Genomic DNA, 19,500 nt, shown 5'->3' with positions numbered 1-19,500 from the left:
AAGACCGCGCGGGGAGGGGCCGGTGATGGACGCCGACGTGATCATCGTGGGTGCCGGCCCGACCGGCCTGATGCTGGCCGGTGAACTGCGCCTGGCCGGCGTGCGACCGCTGGTTCTGGAGCGGCAGCCGCGACCCGGAGAGACCCCGAAGGCCAACGGTCTCGGCGGGCAGATCCTGCAACTGCTGCGCTACCGGGGCCTGCTGGACCGGTTCGAAGCCGCCGGCACCGGCCTCGTACACCCGGCTCCCCGGTACCCGTTCGGCGGTGTGCATGTGGACTTCTCGCCCTTGGCAGATCCCCCGCTGCGGGGGCTGCCGCTCCCGCAACCGCGACTGGAGCGCCTGCTCGACGAACGCGCCCGCGAACTCGGCGCCGACGTACGCCGCGGACACGAGATGGTCGGGGTCGGCCAGGACGACGCCACGGTGACCGCGGACGTGCGCGGGCCGGACGGGCCGTACCGGGTGACCGCCCGATACCTGGTGGGCTGCGACGGCCCGCGCAGCCGGGTCCGAGAACTGACCGGTATCCCGTTCCCCGGCACCACCCATCCTGAGGTCAACCGGCTGGGCCAGCTCGCCCTGCCCGATTCGGTGACCCGGCTCGACAACGGTGACCTCGACGTTCCCGGGCTGGGCAGGATCCGGGCGGGTTCCTTCAGCCGGACAGACCGCGGCGTCTTCGGGTTCGGGTGGCTCACTCCCGAGGTTGTGATGGTCTCCACCACCGAAGACGAGTCCTCCGAAGACGGGTCCATCGGAGTCGAGTCCACCGGAGTCGACGACGACGCCCCGATGACCCTGACCGAACTACAGGACAGCATTCGCCGCGTGCTGGGGGTGAACCTCCCCTTGGGAGAGCCGTTTCGGCTGTCGCGCTACCGGTTTCAGGCTCGGCAGGCGCAGCGCTACCGCGACGGGCGGATCCTGTTGGCCGGCGACGCGGCTCATCTGTTCCCCTCCACGGGCGTGGGCCTCAACGCCGGCATGCTCGACACCGTCAACCTCGCCTGGAAGCTCGCCGCCGACATCGATGGCTGGGCACCGGCCGACCTGCTGGACACGTATCACCACGAACGCCACTTCGCCGGCGCACGTACGCTGCTCCAGACCCAAGCCCAGGTGGCACTGCGGCGCGGACACGACTCAGCCGCCGAAGCGCTTCGAGAGGTCTTCCTTGAACTGCTCGTCGACGAGCAGCCATTGCGCCGCCTGGGAGCCCTCATCGCCGGCACCGACATCCGCTACCCGCTACCCGACGCCAACCAACACTCCTTGACCGGCACCTTCGCACCCGACCTCACCCTGCACACCGACCAGGGCACAACCAGCGTCGCGGAACTCATGCACACCGCACGGCCCGTCCTCCTCGACCTCGCCGACCGCTCGGACCTCCGCGAGACCGCCCGAGCCTGGCAGCACCGCATCGAGATCCACACCGCCAAAACCGATCACCGACCGGCCGACGCGCTCCTGATCCGCCCGGACGCCCACATCGCCTGGGCCGCGACCACCGACGAACCCGCCGACACCGCCGTACTCACGCTGCGGGACGCACTGGTCCGCTGGTTCGGCACGCCGTGAACACGGCAGTGCCCGTGATCGATCCTGCGCCGGCTCGCGTCGTGTCGGCGTGTCGGCGTGTCAGGGAAGAGCGCCCGCGGTGGTATGCATGGTGTGCCGCAGACGGGTGGCGTCCTGGCTGGGGGGTGCGCCGAACTGGCGCCGGTATTCCCTGCTGAACTGTGACGCGCTGTCGTAGCCGACGCGGTGGCCGACCGCGGTGACGTCGTTGGGGTGGGTGGCGAGCAGGAGTCGGGCCTCCTGCAGCCGGATCTGTTTCTGGAACTGGATGGGGCTCATCGCGGTCACCGCCTGGAAGTTGCGGTAGAAGGCGGAGACGCTCATGCCGGACAACTGCGCCACGTCCTCGACCTTGAACGGCTGCGCGTAGTGCTCGCGGATCCACCGCACCGCCCGCGCGACGTGACTGAGGCTGCTGTCGGCGAGGCCGAGCTGGCGCACGATACCGCCCTGTTCGCCGGTGATCAGCCGCCACAGGATCTCGCGCTTGACCAGCGGCGCGAGCACCGTCCGGTCGCGGGGTTCATCGAGCAGGCGCAGCAGCCGGACCACCGCGTCGAGCAGCGGATCCGGAGCGTCACTGACGGCGATGCCCGGCAAGGCGCTGCCGCCTGCGCGAGGGGCATCTCCGGACCCGGCCTGCAGCAGCAGTTCGGCGACGGCGGCCGGTTCCAGCGTGAGTCCGAAACCCAGTGCCGGGTGCTCCGGGTCGGCGTCGGTGAACTGGCCGGTGACAGGCAGGTCCACCGACGCGACGAGGTACTGCCCAGCGCGGTACTCGTACACCCGGTCGCCCAGCGCGAGGCGTTTGGCGCCCTGTGCGATCACCGCCAGCACCGTGCCGGTCATCGACGGCGCCGGCGGGTCGGACCGCTCGACCTTCGAGATGAGGACGCCGTCGATGGCGGTGGTCCACTCCGGCCGCGCGTGTCGAGCCAGCAAGGTGCGGAGCTCTTCGAGGTACATGCCTTCATTGCAGCACACGCCCTGTCGCGGACTCCTGTGCGGAAGAGGATTGTGCAAGGAGCCGACAGCATCGTTCTACCGTTTCTGCAGGTCAGGCCGCTTGAATGGAGTCACTGGAGTCCAGCGGAGGACCACAAGGCCTTCTGCTCCAGGACCAGCGCACCTCCACGATCCGTCCGTCGCAGAAGAAGGTAGTCATGATCGTCAATCACGGATTCAACGCCACCCTGACCGCCATGCCCGGAATGGGCGACCAGCTGGCCGACCTGCTGCTGACCGGCCTGAGCGACGGCAACCCCGGCACGAGTGAACACTGCCTCGTCTATCTCGTCTGCCGTTCGGCGTCCCACCCTGACGTCGTCCATGTCACCGAGGGCTGGACCAGCGAGGAGGACCACCGCCGGGTCTTCGCCGGCGAAGCCGCTCAGGCCATCGTGAAGCGGTTCGACGGGCTGCTGGCGAAGGACCCCGAGTACACCGACTACGTACCGGTTCGCGGCAAGGCCGCCTTCTGAGGCCGCTGTTGGATCCCTGGCCCTTCCTCACGCAGGTGGGCAGGCGCCCTCCACCCCCGACCATCCGTACGACCCGACGAAAGGTAGTCACCGTGACTCCGACACGACCCGCCCTGGACCCCGAACTGAGTACGCTGCTCGCCGACATGCCGCTCATGACCCACCTCGGCCCCGAACTGCTCGCGCAGTTGCGTCTGCTCCCGTCGACACCGGTCGAGCCCCTTCTCGAAGGCCGCTCGGTCGACCGGCGCGAGGTCACCGTGTCGGGCGAGGACGGTGCGCGGATTCCCCTGTCGGTCTTCAGCCCCTCCGGGACCGCACACACCACGGGGGCGCCGTGCGTCTTCTGGATACACGGCGGTGGGATGGTCATGGGAGATCGCTTCTCGCAGATAGACATCCCTCTGGAGTGGCTCGACCTGTTCGGTGCCGTCGTGGTCTCCGTGGACTACCGGTTGGCACCCGAAGTCGGCGGCACGACTCTGGTCGACGACTGCTATCAGGGGCTGCTGTGGATCGCCGAGCACGCCGACGAGTTGGGCATCGACCCCGCCCGCATCGTCGTGGCGGGCGCCAGCGCCGGCGGTGGCCTCGCCGCCGGGGTCACCCTGATGGCGCGCGACGGCGGCACCCTGCCGATCGCCGCCCAGGTGCTCATCTGCCCCATGCTCGACCACCGCAACACCACCACCTCGAGCCTGCAGTACTCCGGCGATCCCGGTGTCTGGACCCGTGAGATGAACGAGTTCGGCTGGCGCTCGGTGCTCGGCGACCTCCGGGGCGAGCGGGTGCCCGGCTATGTCTCACCCGCGGTGGCCGACGACCTCTCGGGCCTGCCGACCACCTACGTCGACGCCGGCTCGGCCGAGGTCTTCCGCGACGAGGATGTCGCCTACGCCACCCGGATCTGGGCGGCCGGCGGCCAGGCGGAACTCCATGTCTGGGCGGGAGGCTTCCACGGGTTCGACGCCCTGTACCCGCAGGCGCGTGTCTCGGCCGAGGCCCGCCGCACCCGCAACGACTGGCTCGCCCGAGTCCTGTCCCCATCCGCTGCCGCTACCTCTGTCGCATAGCGAAGCCGGCGAAGCCACCCCGGCTGACTACCGGGCCAGTCACGGCATTTCCCATGTGAGACCCGTGCCCGTGTTGCCGATGCCCGGGCCGGGCCTCGGTAGACGCTCGACCACACCTCAGGAGAACCATCATGAAGGTAGCAATCATCACTGGCGCCAGCTCCGGTATCGGGCAGAGCGCGGCGATCCAGATCGCGAAGCGAGGAACCGGAGTCATTCTGACCTACGGCAACAATGCCCAGGGAGGGTTGGAGACGGCGGCCGCGATCGAGAAGGACGGCGGCACTGCCGTCGCGCTGCCGCTGGACGTCGGTGAGACCGGCGACTTCCCGGCCTTCCGGCGGTCCGTGGTCGACGTGTTGCGCGACACCTGGCAGCGTGACACGTTCGACTACCTGGTCAACAACGCCGGCTTCGCACACACGTCGCTGATCGAGGACACGACCGAGGAGACGTTCGACAGGCTGATGCGGGTTCTGCTCAAGGGCCCGTATTTCCTGACGCAATGCCTGCTGCCACTGATGGAAGACGGTGGGGCCATCGTCAACACGAGCAGCAATTCGGCGATGGGGTCCGGCCTGGAACCGGGCTACTCGGCGTACGCGTCGATGAAGGGCGGCCTCAACGTGCTGAGCCGTTACATGGCCAAGGAGTTCAGCACGCGAGGCATCCGCGTCAATTCCATTTCGCCGGGCTCGACGCGCACCCGGATCGCCGACGACGCCTTCGAGCGGTTTCCCGAAGTCATCCCGGCCCTCGCGGCGAAGACCGCTCTCGGCCGGGTCGGCGAACCCGATGACATCGGCATGATGATCGCCGCCCTGCTCTCCGAGGAGAGCCGCTGGGTCACCGCTCAGAACATCGAGGTGTCGGGAGGCTACAACTTGTAGCCATGAGCAACACGACGACGGCCTGCGTCGCGACGCAGTTGCCGTCGCCCGCAGCACACACACGCGAGGAGCACCCGATACGCTCCCCCACCTGAGGAGTGCGGTTTTCCCGGCGCCGAGCGGGGCCCTGGAAGGGTCCCCGCGTCCCAGGTCAGCGGCGCTCCTCGGCTCTTTGACCAACCATCAGACACCGGCCGCCCGTACTCGCGAAAGCGCGAGGCCAGTTCACCAGAGCGACAGGAGGCCGCCGTTGCCCTCGATACATGACTTCGCGACCTGGGAGCCCGTGCTGCGGCTTCTGCGGACCGCCGACGCGGAGAGCGTCGCCGCACCGGGCGGCTACGTGGCGGGACGGATCGGCCAACACGGGTGGAGCCTGCCCATGCCGCGGCGGCGCCCGCAGCCCGGACGAGCCCTCCAGATCGAGGACATGCAGGACGAGTTCGACGCGGTGGAGCGGGTGCGCGGTGGGGACCGAGCTCGATCTCCGGCGACTACCTCACCCGCCACGGCAACAAGTGGGTCTCCCAGCCCTATCGGTCGATTGGGAAGACCGCGTACGCCTACCTACAGTCCGCCTACCGCCAGTCCTTCGTCTACGACTGGCTCGGCAACCGGGGTCCCGGCCCTTTTTGTCCTCGGATGCCAGGCCGGCCGGTCCCGAAGCTTCGCGCAGCGCCCGGAGTCGGCGTCAGGACCGGAGCCAGGATCCTCATCGAGGTCGGCGACGGCAACACCTTCCCGACCGCCGGCCGCCTCGCCGCCTACGCAGGCCTCGCCCCAGCGACCCGGAGCTCGGGCTCCTCGATCCGCGGCGAACAACCTTCCCGAAGAGGAAACAAGCAGCTCAAACGGGCTTTCTTTCCGCGTTCGCCGCCCTGGGCGACCCCGCATCCCGGGCCTACTACGACAAGAAGATCAGCCAGGGCAAGCGCCACACCCAGGCCCTGCTCTGCCTCGCCCGACGCCGAGCCGATGTCCTCTTCGCCATGCTCCGCGACGGAACCTTCTATGAGCCGCAGTCCTCGAAAGTCGCGTGACCTGCGGAAACTGCACTACGAGACGGGACGATCCCCGAGATGCACCGCGACATCTGAACGAATACGCCAGCCGGCAAGGCGCCGCGGGCTCACGCCAGGAAGGTTGTCCATGTCCGGATCGGCTCCGGCATTGACCAGCAGCGACAGCACCGCGCCATCACTTCGATATGTGAACACCGCCAGCCACAAAGGCGTATTGCCCTGCTCGTCGGGGGCATCCACTTCCGCACCCGCCGCCAGGAGAGAGCCGACAGCCGCGGCATCCTGCTCATCCGCCGCGAAGTGCAGCGGCGGCCGCCCCCGGCGGCTCCCACGACCCAAGCCCTGAACCTCATCCGTCATGCCAGCCGTCATCACGACAGCTTGACGAAGGACATAGGGGCACCCACCGGTCCACAGAGGAGGTCGCGGGCAGTCGCGAGGCGGGGCCGGATCAGGCGGGCGGTGGGGGGTTGGGCGGGGCTTGTCCGGTGGGCTGGTCCGTTGCGGAGAGCTGCTGTTCCGTCCAGATGACCTTTCCGCCGGATGTGTAGCGAGTACCCCAGCGGTCGGCGAACTGGGCTACCAGGAAGAGGCCCCGGCCGCCTTCGTCCATGGTGGTGGCTCGGCGCAGGTGCGGTGAGACGCTGCTGCCGTCGGAGACCTCGCAGATGAGGCTGCGGTCGCGAATCAAGCGCACACCGATGGGGCCGGTTGCGTGCCGGATGGCATTGGTGACCAGTTCGCTGAGGATCAGCTCCAGGGTGAACGCTTCCTCTTTCATATCCCACTCGTCCAGGAGCCGGGCGGCGGCAGCACGCACGCCGGCAACGGCTGAGGGGTCGGACGGTACGTCCCAGAACGCGGTGCGATCGCCGTCGAGCAGTCGAGTGCTGGCGACAATCAGGGCTACGTCGTCGTGTGGCGCTACGCGGACCATGGCATCCATCGCTGCCCGGCATACCTGGTCCGGCGTTTGCCCGGCGTGTGCAACAGCGCGACGCAGGCGCTCGATGCCTTGATCGATGTCACGCTGCCGGTCTTCGATCAGGCCGTCGGTGTAGAGGACGATGGCGCTGCCCTCGGGCAGCAGTACCTCCGTCTTTTCGTAGGGCAGTCCTCCCAGCCCCAGCGGCGGGCCGGCCGGTACGCCTGGCAGGTCCGCATGCCCGTCCGGGCGCACGATGATGGGTTCCAGGTGGCCCGCCCTGGCCATGGTGCAGAGACGGGAGATCGGGTCGTAGATCGCGTACAGGCAGGTGGCGCCCGTGAGTGTCGGTGTTTCACCGTCGCCGTCCCGGTCCTGGTCGATGCGGGTGACAAGTTCGTCCAGGTGCCAGAGCAGTTCGTCAGGTGGCAGGTCGAGCGTGGAGAAGTTGTGGACGGCGGTGCGCAGTTGTCCCATGGTGGCGGCGGCGTGCAGTCCGTGCCCCACAACGTCGCCCACCACGATGGCGACGCGGGCTCCGGAGAGGGGTATGACGTCGAACCAGTCGCCGCCGACACCACCGAGTCCTGCCTCTGCCGGAAGATAGCGGTGGGCCACGTCGACCGCGCTCTGCTCGGGGAGAGCGTGCGGCAGCAGGCTGCGTTGCAGCGTGACCGCCGTGGTGTGCTCGCGGGTGAAGCGACGGGCGTTCTCGATACTCACCGCCGCGCGGGCAACCAGTTCCTCTGCGAGCGAGAGGTCTTCCTGAGTAAACGATGTCGGCTCCTTCGAACGCCAGAACGTCGCTATTCCGAGAATCACTCCGCGGGCTCGCAGGGGAGCAGCGATCATGGAGTGGATCCCGTATGCCACCAGTCTGCGAGCTCGGTCGGGGTCCTGTACCTGCCAGCCGGAGAAGGCTGCCAGGTCGGCTTCCAGCACGATCTGCCCGGAACCGAAGCCGGATGCCTGTGGGGTTGTCGGGTCGAAATGGATGAGCTCACCGGGAGGGTAGAGCGGCGCATCCTTGCGTATGCCGTCCACTGCGACACGGCGTAGTTCCGTTGCACGCAATGGGTTCGGTTCGTCGCCGCGCAGTACGGCATCGACCAGGTCGACGGTGACGTAGTCGGCGAACCTGGGCACGGCGAACGCCGCCAGTTCCTGAGCCGTGTGGGTCACGTCGAGGGTGGTGCCGATGCGTATGCCGGCGTCGTACAGCAGTTTCAGCCGTTCCTGGACTACTTCCACCCGGCCCATCAGTGTGCTGAGTTCGGTTGTGTCGCGCAGCGTAGCGACCCAGCCTCCCAGCCCGGGCTGCTGCGCCATGGGGCGTTGGCTGACGGCCAGGAGCCGGTCGCCCACCTCGATGACCTCGTCCGTGGTTGCCCTGCCCGAAGCGAGAAGCTGCTCGGCCTTCGGTTCGAGCCCCAGATCCGTGACGGGCCGCCCGTCCCCGTCGACCCTCAGCCCGAGCAGGCGCCGTGCTTCGTCATTGGCCAGCAACAGACGACCTTGGGAATCGACGATCAGAACACCTTCCCGTACCGAGTGCAGAACAGCATCGTGGTGCTCGTACATGCGGGTCATCTGCGTCGGGCCGAGGCCGTGTGTCTGACGGCGCAGGCGCCTGCCGATCAGTGCTGTTCCCCCGGTGGCCGCCGAGAGCACCACTCCGGTCGCCGCCAGGACGAGTGGCACCTGCCGCCCAGCCGCCATACTCACCTGCTTGACCGTGATGCCGGCGGCGACGAGACCGACGACCCTCCCGTCACCTGTGGTGACGGGAACGACGGTGCGGACCGAGGGGCCCAGCGTCCCGGCAGTCGTTTCGGTGACGATCCCGCCGTGCTGCGCTGCCGCGATGCTGCCGATGTAGCGTCGGCCGATCTGCGCGGGGTTCGGATGGGTGTAGCGGATGCCCGTGGGACTCATCACGACGACGAAGTCCACGGCGGTGCGTCGCCGGGTTTCTTCGGCCTGCGACTGAAGCACGGCGGTCGGATTCGGGCTCGACAACGCCTGTCGCACAGTGGGCGAGGCGGCGACTGCCGAGGCAACGGCCAGTGACCGGTTGCGGGCCTCGCGCTCGGCGTCGGCCCGGTACTGGAGCATCAGTGCGGCGACCGCCGCTGCCGCAAGGGCCAGGATCACCATGGCCTGCAGGAGGAAGACCTGGCCCGCGACGGTGCGCAGCCCGCGCCAGGACCGCATACGTCCGATCGGATGATGCATATGCCCATATAACATCGCAGATATGTCAATATCACCCCTTTTGTGACACGCGGCTCTGTTCCGGTTCGAAGCGTGCCCGACTGTGTACGCACGGTGAGCACGAGTCATACCCGATGTCGCCGTCGGCCCAGGTGAGCACCCGGATCCCTCTTTGTCCCTCATCAGAAACACTTCGCCCAGTTCCTCCATGACCTCACCGTGAACAGGGCCGGAGGTCCACTCCGAGGCGAGGTCCCAGCGATCCGGACAAACGGGCTCACGCTACGGGAGGGGCCGCTACCGTAGCCCGCACGGTCCCAGTGCCGCCCGCCTCCCCCGTCGGGCGGCACTGGGACCGGATCGTTGGGCGACCTCCATCGCAGCCCGAAATGCATCAAGGCTGGGCGCGGGGCGTCTGCCCGAGGGGTCAGGAGCGCCGCGCCGGGACCGGTACCGGCTTCTGGTTGCCCTTACCGTGGGCCAGCGAGACCGAGCCGCGGGTCCAGCCGTTCTGTCGGAAGACCTTGCCCGTCCGGGACCTGATGACGCTGAGCCCCTGAAGGGCGACGTCATCACGCAGTTCAGGCTCGACGTCGACTCAGTGCTCACCTGGGCTCCCCGAGGATCCACCCGGCTGAGAGCTCATCTGAGAACGGGAGAGGGTGCCGCGCGTGGCGCGGCACCCTCTTGGTCCGTGCGGGTCAGGGCTGCCCGCTTGCCTGATAGGAGTTGTTTCTCCTGCTTCTTAGTTGCTGTCGTGGCAGTTGAATTGGGCGTCGATCTGTACGGCGGTTCTGGAACCGTCACGGGTCCAGTACTGCCCATCGGGGACATGCGCTGCCTTGACCTTGCGGACGTTGAACACATCACCGGTGCCGTCCTCGACTCCGGCGAACGTAACGGAGACGTCGAGGTTCGCCGGCAGGGTCTTCGGCTGTGCTCCCGAAGACGTCTTCAGGAAATCGTCTGCATTCCACAAGGTGATCACACCTCGCTTCCCCTCTGAGGTCTTCGGGCTGCTTGCCCGCCAAAGCAGCTTTTCGGAGTCGCTGTCGTACACCTCGACCATTCCCACTTTGTCCGTGGGGCAGGTGGGCATCTTGACCGAGACGCGGGAGCCGTCGACCCGGATGCCCGCCAGGATGGTCGTCGCCGGGTCGGACATGCTGTAGGCGCCGTACACCCATGTGCCCACGGCGGCGACGGCCGCCAGGCCGAGTACTGACCCCATCACTACAAAGGGCCACACTGGTCGTTTACGAGGCCGGTTCAGCACTGGAGGTATCCCCCATCCCCCCAATTGGCGCGGCGTTCCCACCTATTGTGGCACGGGTTGCTTCCTGCTCTGAGGTACATGTAGGCGAATCGGTACCCGTACCGCATCCATTGCCACTTGTGCCGGTTCTCGTGACATATCCGGGCCCTGTTTGTGAATTCACCGCGGTTATAGGTGAAGTACGTCGTGCCGAGGGTGGTTCCGCCGCGGGCGTGGAGGCCGAAGCTCCCGGTGCACACCCGCATCATCCCGCAGCGGTAGCGGCATCGATAGCCCAGGTAGCGGCTCCCGATGCAAGCGAGGCCGACTCCGACGATGCGTGCCTGCTGGCGGTTTCGCCACCGGGAGTAGCCGTCGTAGGCGCGCCATCCGTAGTGCCAGGCGAGTTCCGCGCCTGCGCTGAGGTGGAAGTCCCAGAACCTACCGTCGAGGTCGTAGCGGTTGATCGGGTCTCCGCCGCAGTACTCGTAGGCGTTGGCCGAGCCGCCTGGCACGGGGTCGATGGACAAGAAGCGTCCGGTGGTGGGGTCGTAGAGGCGTACTCCCATGAGGGTGGCGCCGGTGACCGTCTCGCTGGAGCGCTGTTTACCGCCGAGCCAGCCGTAGCGGGTGGCGGTGGTGTCGCCCTGGTCGATCTGCTCGACGCCGAGTTGGCGGAAGACGCCGCGCCTTCGGGAGAGGCGGTGGCTCCGACGGCGATGGTCAACGCTTTTCGCGTCGGCTGCGGATGCTCAGGGCGATGACAGAGACAAGGAACCACAAGGCACCGAAGGCTGAGTATCCGGCGACGGTGGACAAGCTGCTCGTCGCCGAGGCGGACATGGCAGCGAAGGAGGCACCGGCGAGGACGGACAGTCCGCCGCTGATGACCATGGGCCACTGGGCACCGACGGTGCGTCGGCGTCGGATCGCCACGACGAGCTGGATCGCTCCGGAAAGGAGGGCCCAGATGCCGAACACGAGCAGGGCCGACCCGATGGCGGAGAAGACGGCGATGATCATCCCGGCGGTGGCGGCGAGGCCGAGAGCCATGTTGGTGGTACCGACGCGGTCCGTGGGGCCGGTGCCAGCCATACGACGCTCGAGGAGCGTGGCGATGACGTCCCACAGGGGGTAGATGACGAGCAGCACGGCTGCGATCACTGTGGGCTTGTCCGTCGACACGAGCGAGGCGGAGGTCGTGACGACGAGTGCCACCCAGATCAGGGAGAAGGCGACTCGGATCAGGTAGAGCGATCGGAGCCCGGAGAGCGTCGTCGAGGTCGTGGTCGTGCTCGAAGTCACGGTGGTCTGAGTCATCGGGTGTCCCGTTTTGTGATCGTGATGGTGTGAGACGGTCGCCTCGATGAGGAGTGTCAGCGGCCTCGGGAGGGGCCGTGTACTTCGAACGAAGTAGTTCTGCCATCCACTTCGAATCGAACGAGTTCTGCCGTCCCCATCGCCCGTACCGGGCTCGCCGTCTACTTCATTCGAAGTACACGGCCGCAGCACACGTGGACGAGAATCAGGCCATGGTCAAGGCGCAGAACAATCAGGACGGGCCCGTGGCACCCCTGTGGGTCCGCCGCCCCGAGGCGCTGCACCTCGTCGCCTATTCGGTGGCCGCGCTGGTGTTCACCGGCCAGATCGTGGCAGTGATCCTGCGAGGGTCGGGTTGGCCGACGGCCCTCTCCGTGCTCCTCGCCGGTGGCGGTGTCGCCCTCTCATGGTGGAGGCCGTGGGCAGGACTGGTCGTGACGAGCGCGGCCTCCTTCGCCGTCACAGCGGTGGGCCACGACCCCCTGTCGGTGTGGATGATGGCGGTGCTCGTGCTGTTCTCGGTCACCCTCAGGGGGCAGCAACCGCTGGTCGGAACCGGCATCGTGGCGGCGTTCTTCCTGGGGGCGTTCATGACGCTGGGAGGATTCCGTGGCGGCGCGATCGTGGGAGCCGCCGCACTCTTCTCAGCCATAGCAGGAGGTGCGACAGGGGCCGCGCTGCGCATCCATCGAGAGCACTGGCGCACCCTGGAGGAACGGGCCGAAAGCGCCATCGCCACCCGCGAGATCGAAGCCACCCGACGGGTGACCGAGGAACGACTCCGCATCGCCCGAGACCTCCACGACGTCATCGGCCACCAGGTCGCGATGCTGAGCCTGCATCTCGGTGCCGCGGAGATCGGGCTGCCCGAAGACGCCGAGTCCTCCCGGCAGGCCCTCGTCTCAGCCAGGTCCAGCGCCCGCACCGTCGTCGTCGAAACGCAACGGATCCTCGCGCTCCTCCGCCTCGGAGACGACATCTCCAACGACGAGGCGCTCCGGCCGACCCCGGCGCTCAGCGGCCTGGAAGGCCTTATCGCCTCTTTCGAGAGCATCGGCCTCGACGTCCATCCCTCCATCGACATCCCCGCCGGTTTCGTGGAGCCCAGCGTCGGCGTCACGGTCTACCGGGTCGTTCAGGAAGCACTCACGAATGCCTACCGGCATGGAGAGGGGGCGGCAACGGTGGATGTGCGCGAGCGCGACGGCAGGATCTGCGTCACCGTGGAGAACCGCGTCGGTCACTCACTGCGCGGCTCCAGCTCGGGCAGCGGACTCGGACTCGTGGGGATGCGTGAACGCGTCGAATCCTCCAGGGGGCGGCTGACGATCGACAGTGACGACGGGCGATTCCGGGTCCATGCGGAGTTCAGCCCCCTGGGAGCTGTCGTCTGATGACGCGGATTCTGATCGTCGACGACCAGGACGAGATAAGGGCCGGCATCAAAGCGATGCTCCGGCTCGACCCAAGTCTCGTTGTTGCGGGTGATCTCTCCGATGGACTCCAGGCCGTCCCCTTCCTCCGGGAGCACCCCGTCGACCTGGTCCTGATGGACATCCGGATGCCCGGCATCGACGGTGTCGAAGCCACCCGCCGGATCCGCAAAGAGCACCCACCCGAAAAGATGCGGGTGATCGTGCTGACCACTTTTGACCAGGACGACATCGTTCTCGCCGCCCTTCGCGCGGGCGCCAACGGTTTCCTGAGCAAGACCGTGAGCCCCGCTGAACTCGTCGCCGGAATCACCGAGGTCGTTGGCGGTGGCGGTGCGCTGTCGGCCGCCGCGACGGCCGCGCTCATCGGTCATATGACCGACAGTCCGCCCCCGGTGATCGACCAGGAACTGCTGCGACGCTTCGACGCTCTGACACCCAGGGAGCGGGACGTGGTCGTTCTCGTCGCGAGCGGTCTCGCCAACGACGAGATCGCGGCCCAGATGTCCGTTTCGCCGTTCACCGTGAAGACGCATGCGGTGCGGGCCATGACGAAGGTCGGCGCACGTGATCGAGCGCAACTCGTCTCGTTCGCCTTCCGGGCCGGCCTCTACCCCTGAGCCTGCCGAGCAGAACCCCGAAACAGGCGGCCGCCGTGGCGATGCCGAGCAGTCCGGCGGGCGGGACGGCGTGGGCACGTACCTGGAAGACCTCGCCGTCGCGCAGCGCGAGCAACGCCCGCGGCGGCCCAGTAACGCCCATCTGGACTTGCCCGGGCGGGTGGCGACCACCGGCGGGTGCTGGCGGGTGCTGAGATTCCCGGAAGGAAACGGCTGACCCCGGGCGCTCGCCGAAGGCCCGGCCGGCGCCGGGACGGCGGAAAGGTTGGTGTGCGGGGCCGACGGAAGCAGGTAACGTCTTTGTCATGTTCTTCCAGCCGCCGATTTACGAGTGAGAGCGTGACGGGCCCCTGCTGACGTCCTTCGACGTCGCCACCCGTCCCCCACCGATGAATCCGTAGATCACTTCAAATTATTACCGGGAGAACCCGTGACCGTGAGCAAGAACATCAACAACCCCGTGGGCATGGGCGGCGGCCAGCGCAAGAAGCTGTCCCGCGCCGAACGGCAGAACAACGGTCCGCACCGCAACCTCGACCGCCAGGGTGCAGCCGCCCAGAAGGCGGAGCTGGTGCGCAAGATGCGCGAGAAGGCAGGCGCAGCTGAGGGCGCCGGGCAGGCGGGCGACGACACCGCACAGAGCTGACGCAGCGCCGCCGTAGGGCGGCACCGCACGGGGCAGGGCCCGGACCGCGACGCGCGGTCCGGGCCCTGCTGCCGTACCGGGCGCGGCCGGTCCGGCTCAGCTCTCGGCCGACCACCCGCGTCTCAGCTGACCACCCGGGGCAGCCGCAGATTCGGCAGCCCCGTCACTGCCACCGCCCCGAGCTGCACCAGCAGCTCAGCGCGTTCCCCGTGCCCAGCCCGGGCGACACCGCAGCCAAAGCCTGCCCCGCATCGTTGAGGCGGGCGCCTGAGGGAGCGAGAGCTCGCCGCCCACCCTCGTGTCACGCAGCTGCCTCGGGATCCGTCGAACGTCACGCATGTCCTTGTGGCAGCCTTTCCGGCACGTCTTAGGGCAAGCGCGCCCGGCCGTCGGCCCGTGTGATCGACGCGCAGAGCGTGAAGACCTCCACCAGCGTGCACGCCGCGGACCAGGGCATCGACGCGGGCAAGAAGATCGTGGGCAGGAAGCGGAGCATCGTGAGCGACACTCTCGGCCTCCTGCTCGCGGTGCTGGTCACGGCCGCGAGCGTGCAGGACTCGGTCGCCGGCACCCACCTGCTCGACCAGGTCGCCACTGTCCATCCCGGCATCCACAAGGTCTGGGTCGACGGCGGCTACCGCCAGCACCTTGTCGAGCACGCCGCCCACCTCGGCATCGACATGGAAATCGTCCAACGCACCCCCGGGGTCAGGGGATTCACCCCAATCCCCAAACGCTGGGCGGTGGAGCGGACATACGGCCGGCTGATGTTCCACCGCCGTCTGACACGTGACTACGAAGCCCTCCCCGCACGCTCCGAAGCCATGATTCACCTCGTCATGACCGATCTGATGGCTCGCCGCCTCATCGGCGAGACCACGATCTCCTGGCGCGACCCGGCAAAGCCTCAAAAACCGCAGATTACGGGATGAAACAACGGGAGAAAACGACCTCTGAGGGGAATCGGACCCGGACGCCCGTGACGGCCCCGGCCGCAAAGCACGGCCTCGGCATGAACCGTCTGCGCATCCACCGTGCGCCGCCACCCGGTCCTGGGAGTCTGCCGAGGTCGGTCCTCGTCGGTCTGCGGTGTCAGTGGGGGCTGCCAGGATGACGCACATGACGATCAAGGAAGTGACACGTCACGGCGTTGACGAGCAGCGGATCGAGGACACCCGCCAGCGAGGGATCCGCCGGGCCATCGGTTACTGGTCCGACATGCGCCACGGTGGGCTTCCCCTGCGGCAGGGACTGAGGGAGCTGCGCGGCGAACTCCTCGACCTCGCCGCAGTCGACACCCTGGAAGATCCCGCCCTCAAGACCCCGCGATCGCGCACGGTGCTGCTCACCGCAGCGGATTGCGCCCTCGGGGAACTGGCCCTGGGCTGTTTCCCCAACGGCGACTTTGAAGTGCCCCTCCCCCTCATCAAGGAGACGCTCACCAGCGAAGAGCTTCACTACGAGGAGACGTGGGAGCCGCCCCGCCCGGCGACCACGGCGCAGACCTGGATCAACGCGTTCGCGTTGTGCGCGGCCAGTGGCCTGGTGTGGGAGTGGCAGCGGGTGATCGGTCTGCTGCTGCGGGAGGATTACGCGCCCGCCATCCGTGATGGAGTGCCCTACTCGAAGCGGGAGTCGATATCCGATCCGGCCGACCTCGCCGAGATGGACGCGCTGTGCGGCTACCTGACCAGGTCGCGCGGGCACCTGCCCAAGGACTGGCCCACCGACCCGGTGTGCAAGCCCGGCGCCGAGGAACGAGCCCGGGCGGCGCAGCAGCTGGAGAACGTCGGCGCACTGACGCCGGACCAGCGGCTGCTGCGCGTACTGCTCGACGACGACCAGGCCGCGTTCGAGCAGGCCCTGGAGCAGCGGCTCGTGGAGCACCGCGAGAACGCCGGCACCGATCCGGCCCCCCGGACCCTGCTGCCGGTGGGGACGGTGGCGCTGGCCGTGCTCGCGTCCCGGGTGCACAACTGGCAACTGGGCGTTCGCTCCGCCTACCTGCCCGCATCGCTGCTAAGCGCCCCGCAGTAGCCCAGGCACGAAGACCTTGGGCTGGTGCCGGAGATTGGGATAGGAGCGCGGGGCCCTGACACCCGGGACAGCGGTCGGAGCTGCGGGCGCTCCACCCCAGAAGTACGTGAGTCCCGGAGTCTGCGGCTCCGGGACTCAACGTGGCCGGAGCGCCGAGATGAGCCGCTGGTCACGCTCCGCCCCCGGACCAGGATCACGCTCCTGCACTGGTCCGCCTCGTGCCGGCACCGCCAGAGGCAGCCGTGACCAGCAACGGCTCACGGCCGAGGCCTCCACCCGGGGTCTGTCAAACGAGCGGTGCAACTGAGGGTAGTTGGGGTTACTGGCTGGAGATCACCGACAGTCTGCCGCTGGGGCCGAGCACGAAGGCCCTGAACCGGGAACTGCGGTCGCGCTACGGGGGGGCGGGGTCCGAGCGGGACAGCCACCGCGGTCCCGTCGTGAATCCGTGAGCACCACGGTTCGGGGCGACTTGGGAAAGTCACCCCGTTCAACCGGAGTTCGGTGGCATTCACGACGGACCGGCCCCGAACACCTGCATCGCAAGCTCTGGTCAGTGGCCGCCGCTCGGGGGCTCACAATTGCTGCCGTCGGGGTAGCCGCCGAAAGCATCCGCCTTGGTGGAGCCACTGGTCATCGTGCCCTCCACACACCAGGGAGAGACGCCGATGTCGATGAGGAAGCCGACCCCGGCGGACCCGTTCTGGTACGCCTGTACTTTCTCGGCGGAGTAGCCGAGACCGGTGAGCGCGTCGCGGACGCTGTCCGGGGCGAAGTCGCCACGCCTGCGCAGCGGTTCGAGTGCATCCTTGACGCGTCCGACGACGGTCAGCCCGTCGCAGCGGTTCTGGCCGTGGAGCGGAATGGGAACCCTGAAGCCGTGGTTCTCGGCGTAGTGGTCGGCCGGCGACTCGGTTGAGCCGGTGGCGGCGGCCGTGGACTCCGTCGGCTCGGGGCTCTCTCCTGGACAGGTGAAGTCCACTGGTGTGCTCGGCGTCGCCATGCCGGTCGGCGTTGGATGCGAACTCTGGTATGCATCGGCGGCATCCCCTGCCCGCTGCGTTCCGCACCCTGTCGCCGACAGGACCAACACCGCTGACGTCAGCACCCCGAGCCGGGCTCTCATCTTCCTTGGCGTCGTCATTCCCTGATCCTTTCCCGCAGCTCGGCGGGCGTCATGAGTACTTTTACTCATGACCGCAACATCGCAGTCAGCCGTCGATGGCAACCCCCCGGCGATCGGTGTGTGGGAGGCGTCGTGGTCGTCGGCGCTGCACCGGGCATCGGCAGGGTGTCAGACGGAGGCACTACGGTACGTCGCTGTGGACGCTGCTGATCTTGACTATCGGATCCGAACGCAGTCCGGTGTATCCCGCCGCATCTGGCCTCCCGGCTTCTCGAACTCGGCCATGCCGAAGCGGTGGGGTACTGGGCCGGCCATGGGGAGTGGTTCTGCGCGCGGGAGTGGGCGCGGCTGCTCGGTGAACAGGAGCTGCGGGCCGAGGCGCTGGAGATACGACGGCCACCAGGACCACGGCGGAGCTGTTGGAGAGCTGGGGGCGGGCCGACGAGGCGATCGCGCTGACCCGATCTCGTATGAAGGCCGGGCATCCGTCGGCGCTGGAGTCCTATGCGCGGTTGCTCGCCCGGCACGGCCGGAGCGACGAGGCGTTCGCCTTGTTGCGGCCACGCGTCGACGACCGCACCCTCGCTGCGGCCCTGGTCGACGTCGCGGCGGGCGCCTGCCGCGACGAGGAGGCCGCAGCACTGCTCGCCGCCCGGATCCCGGACGAGCACCGTTGCGACACGCCGTGGTGCTGCCACGGCCTCGACTCCGACACGGCGATCGGTCTTGCTCGCCGTGATCCGCGAACGTCAGGGCCGCACCGACGAAGCGATAGCCCTGCTGCGGACCCGAAACGGGACCTCGGTCAACGGCCGCGATCAGCTGGCCGACCTGCTGGCCCGGCACGACCGGACCGGGGAACTGCGCTGGGTCGATCCCGACCGGGGGGATATGGCGCTGCTGCGGAGCCGGTGGGAGCCGGTGAGGCTTTTCTAGTGGGTGCCGGGCCGAAGGAGGTGGTGCGAGGGAGTGTGTTCGATGACGAGGATGGCGGCGTCGTCGACGGGAGGGCTGCCGATGTGGGCGAGCAGGTCGCGGTGGATCCGGTCCAGCAGATCGTCGGGGCCTGCTGCGGGGAAGGACGCCACCCGCTCGGCGAGGGGATAGAACGCTCTGGCCGGTGAGCGGGCCTCGATGACACCGTCGGTGTAGAGCACGAGCATGTCGCCGGCCTGGAAGGTGAACGGGTCGGTGCGGCGCGCCTCGATGGGCAGTTCGCGCATGCCCAGCGGCGGCAGGGGGCGGCGGGCGTGCAGAACCATCACCTGCTGATCGGTCACCAGCAGCGGCGGCGGATGCCCGCAGTTGACCATCTCGGCCCCCGGGCCCTCGTCGGGGATCTCCAGGACGAGGCAGGTGATGAAGTGCTCGCCGGGATCGTGCTTGGTGTCTGCCACGTCTTCCACGTTGCGGCTGACGCTGTCGTCAAGGGCAGCCACCAGTTCAAGCAGAGTGGCACAGCGGTGGGTGCCCTCGCGGAAGGCGCTCAGCACCAGCGATGCCTCACCGATCGCGGCCAGGCCGTGGCCCCGCACATCGCCGATCACCACCCGGGTCGCGGCATGCCCGGCCCGGCCGACCGCAAAGAGATCGCCCCCGAGCTCCGTCTCGTCCTCCGCGGACAGATACAGCCACGCCACCCGCAACGGCCCGATCCGGCGCGGCGGAGGCCGCAGCAGAACCCGCTGCGTGGTCGCCGCCACCGAGCGTGCCCGGCTCAGCGCACGTTCACGCCGCTCCGTGACGTATCGCAGGAAAACTGTCAGGGCGGAGAGGACGAGCAGCGCGAGGATCTCCGCCATGCGGCTGGCCGTGGCCAGTCCGCCTTCGAACGCGGCGACGAGCACCAGGGCCGCCACCGCGAGGGCCCCGG

At 68.2% G+C, this 19,500-nt stretch carries 16 protein-coding genes and 3 pseudogenes; 11 read left to right on the top strand and 8 right to left on the bottom strand.

The features are described from left to right. Window positions 1-25 precede the first annotated feature (25 nt). The gene (locus AQJ27_RS36205) at window positions 26-1,585 is read left to right on the top strand and encodes an FAD-dependent monooxygenase (RefSeq protein WP_067378224.1); all 1,560 of its coding nucleotides are present in this window, start codon (window positions 26-28) and stop codon (window positions 1,583-1,585) included. Window positions 1,586-1,645: 60 nt separating this feature from the next. Here the strand turns inward: AQJ27_RS36205 and AQJ27_RS36200 are convergent, their stop codons facing one another. Then, complete coding sequence (locus AQJ27_RS36200; protein WP_067378222.1) at window positions 1,646-2,551, bottom strand: AraC family transcriptional regulator; 906 nt, start codon at window positions 2,549-2,551, stop codon at window positions 1,646-1,648. 197 nt (window positions 2,552-2,748) lie between these two features. Here AQJ27_RS36200 and AQJ27_RS36195 point away from each other — a divergent pair, with 197 nt between their 5' ends. From AQJ27_RS36195 to AQJ27_RS52890, 4 genes and pseudogenes are all read left to right on the top strand, one after another. Next, window positions 2,749-3,066: a putative quinol monooxygenase gene (locus AQJ27_RS36195; protein ID WP_067378519.1), complete on the top strand. Its 318-nt coding sequence runs from the start codon at window positions 2,749-2,751 to the stop codon at window positions 3,064-3,066. A gap of 92 nt (window positions 3,067-3,158) precedes the next feature. Continuing rightward, window positions 3,159-4,139 carry an alpha/beta hydrolase gene (locus AQJ27_RS36190; RefSeq protein ID WP_067378219.1) on the top strand — a complete coding sequence of 327 codons (981 nt, stop codon included), beginning with the start codon at window positions 3,159-3,161 and terminating at the stop codon, window positions 4,137-4,139. Between the two features lie 131 nt (window positions 4,140-4,270). Continuing rightward, complete coding sequence (locus AQJ27_RS36185; protein ID WP_067378216.1) at window positions 4,271-5,029, top strand: SDR family NAD(P)-dependent oxidoreductase; 759 nt, start codon at window positions 4,271-4,273, stop codon at window positions 5,027-5,029. Window positions 5,030-5,689: 660 nt separating this feature from the next. Further along, window positions 5,690-6,069: pseudogene (locus AQJ27_RS52890) on the top strand (transposase); the annotation flags it as partial. Between the two features lie 15 nt (window positions 6,070-6,084). Here AQJ27_RS52890 and AQJ27_RS52885 read toward each other — a convergent pair. From AQJ27_RS52885 to AQJ27_RS36165, 5 genes and pseudogenes are all read right to left on the bottom strand, one after another. Then, window positions 6,085-6,423, bottom strand: a complete 339-nt coding sequence (locus AQJ27_RS52885) for an ankyrin repeat domain-containing protein (RefSeq protein ID WP_159064467.1) — start codon at window positions 6,421-6,423, stop codon at window positions 6,085-6,087. A gap of 79 nt (window positions 6,424-6,502) precedes the next feature. Beyond that, window positions 6,503-9,211, bottom strand: coding sequence for a SpoIIE family protein phosphatase (locus tag AQJ27_RS36180; RefSeq protein ID WP_067378213.1), 2,709 nt, complete (start codon window positions 9,209-9,211; stop codon window positions 6,503-6,505). A gap of 724 nt (window positions 9,212-9,935) precedes the next feature. Then, a complete protein-coding gene (locus AQJ27_RS36175) occupies window positions 9,936-10,385 on the bottom strand; it encodes a hypothetical protein (RefSeq protein ID WP_162489368.1) in 450 nt (149 codons plus the stop codon). Window positions 10,386-10,884: 499 nt separating this feature from the next. Next, window positions 10,885-11,080, bottom strand: a pseudogene (locus tag AQJ27_RS60920) (RHS repeat-associated core domain-containing protein); the annotation flags it as partial. A gap of 88 nt (window positions 11,081-11,168) precedes the next feature. Next, window positions 11,169-11,765, bottom strand: a complete 597-nt coding sequence (locus tag AQJ27_RS36165) for a DUF308 domain-containing protein (protein ID WP_067378205.1) — start codon at window positions 11,763-11,765, stop codon at window positions 11,169-11,171. A 194-nt stretch (window positions 11,766-11,959) separates the two neighbouring features. Here AQJ27_RS36165 and AQJ27_RS36160 point away from each other — a divergent pair, with 194 nt between their 5' ends. From AQJ27_RS36160 to AQJ27_RS36140, 5 genes and pseudogenes are all read left to right on the top strand, one after another. Further along, the gene (locus AQJ27_RS36160) at window positions 11,960-13,159 is read left to right on the top strand and encodes a sensor histidine kinase (protein ID WP_235613898.1); all 1,200 of its coding nucleotides are present in this window, start codon (window positions 11,960-11,962) and stop codon (window positions 13,157-13,159) included. Then, window positions 13,159-13,818: a response regulator transcription factor gene (locus AQJ27_RS36155; RefSeq protein ID WP_067378199.1), complete on the top strand. Its 660-nt coding sequence runs from the start codon at window positions 13,159-13,161 to the stop codon at window positions 13,816-13,818. The genes AQJ27_RS36160 and AQJ27_RS36155 overlap by 1 nt, the downstream gene beginning before the upstream one ends. A 430-nt stretch (window positions 13,819-14,248) precedes the next feature. After that, the gene (locus AQJ27_RS36150; protein WP_201264478.1) at window positions 14,249-14,464 is read left to right on the top strand and encodes a DUF6243 family protein; all 216 of its coding nucleotides are present in this window, start codon (window positions 14,249-14,251) and stop codon (window positions 14,462-14,464) included. A gap of 371 nt (window positions 14,465-14,835) precedes the next feature. Then, window positions 14,836-15,396: pseudogene (locus tag AQJ27_RS36145) on the top strand (transposase); the annotation flags it as partial. Between the two features lie 187 nt (window positions 15,397-15,583). Then, entirely contained in the window at window positions 15,584-16,501 is a 918-nt protein-coding gene (locus AQJ27_RS36140; protein ID WP_201264477.1) for an immunity 49 family protein, read from the top strand. Between the two features lie 553 nt (window positions 16,502-17,054). Here AQJ27_RS36140 and AQJ27_RS36135 read toward each other — a convergent pair. After that, window positions 17,055-17,504: a hypothetical protein gene (locus AQJ27_RS36135; RefSeq protein ID WP_235613897.1), complete on the bottom strand. Its 450-nt coding sequence runs from the start codon at window positions 17,502-17,504 to the stop codon at window positions 17,055-17,057. Between the two features lie 849 nt (window positions 17,505-18,353). Here AQJ27_RS36135 and AQJ27_RS58010 point away from each other — a divergent pair. Further along, window positions 18,354-18,563, top strand: a complete 210-nt coding sequence (locus AQJ27_RS58010) for a hypothetical protein (RefSeq protein WP_067378192.1) — start codon at window positions 18,354-18,356, stop codon at window positions 18,561-18,563. Here AQJ27_RS58010 and AQJ27_RS36125 read toward each other — a convergent pair. After that, window positions 18,560-19,500, bottom strand: a 941-nt coding sequence (locus AQJ27_RS36125; protein WP_079065491.1) for a PP2C family protein-serine/threonine phosphatase, incomplete at its 5' end; no start/stop codon positions are given. The two genes, AQJ27_RS58010 and AQJ27_RS36125, sit on opposite strands and share 4 nt — an antisense overlap.

The sequence above is a fragment of the Streptomyces olivochromogenes genome, from assembly GCF_001514115.1.
Classification (GTDB): Bacteria; Actinomycetota; Actinomycetes; order Streptomycetales; family Streptomycetaceae; genus Streptomyces; species Streptomyces olivochromogenes.
The sequence above is the reverse complement of the archived record's forward strand: the minus strand, read 5'-3'. Positions and strand labels throughout refer to the sequence as shown.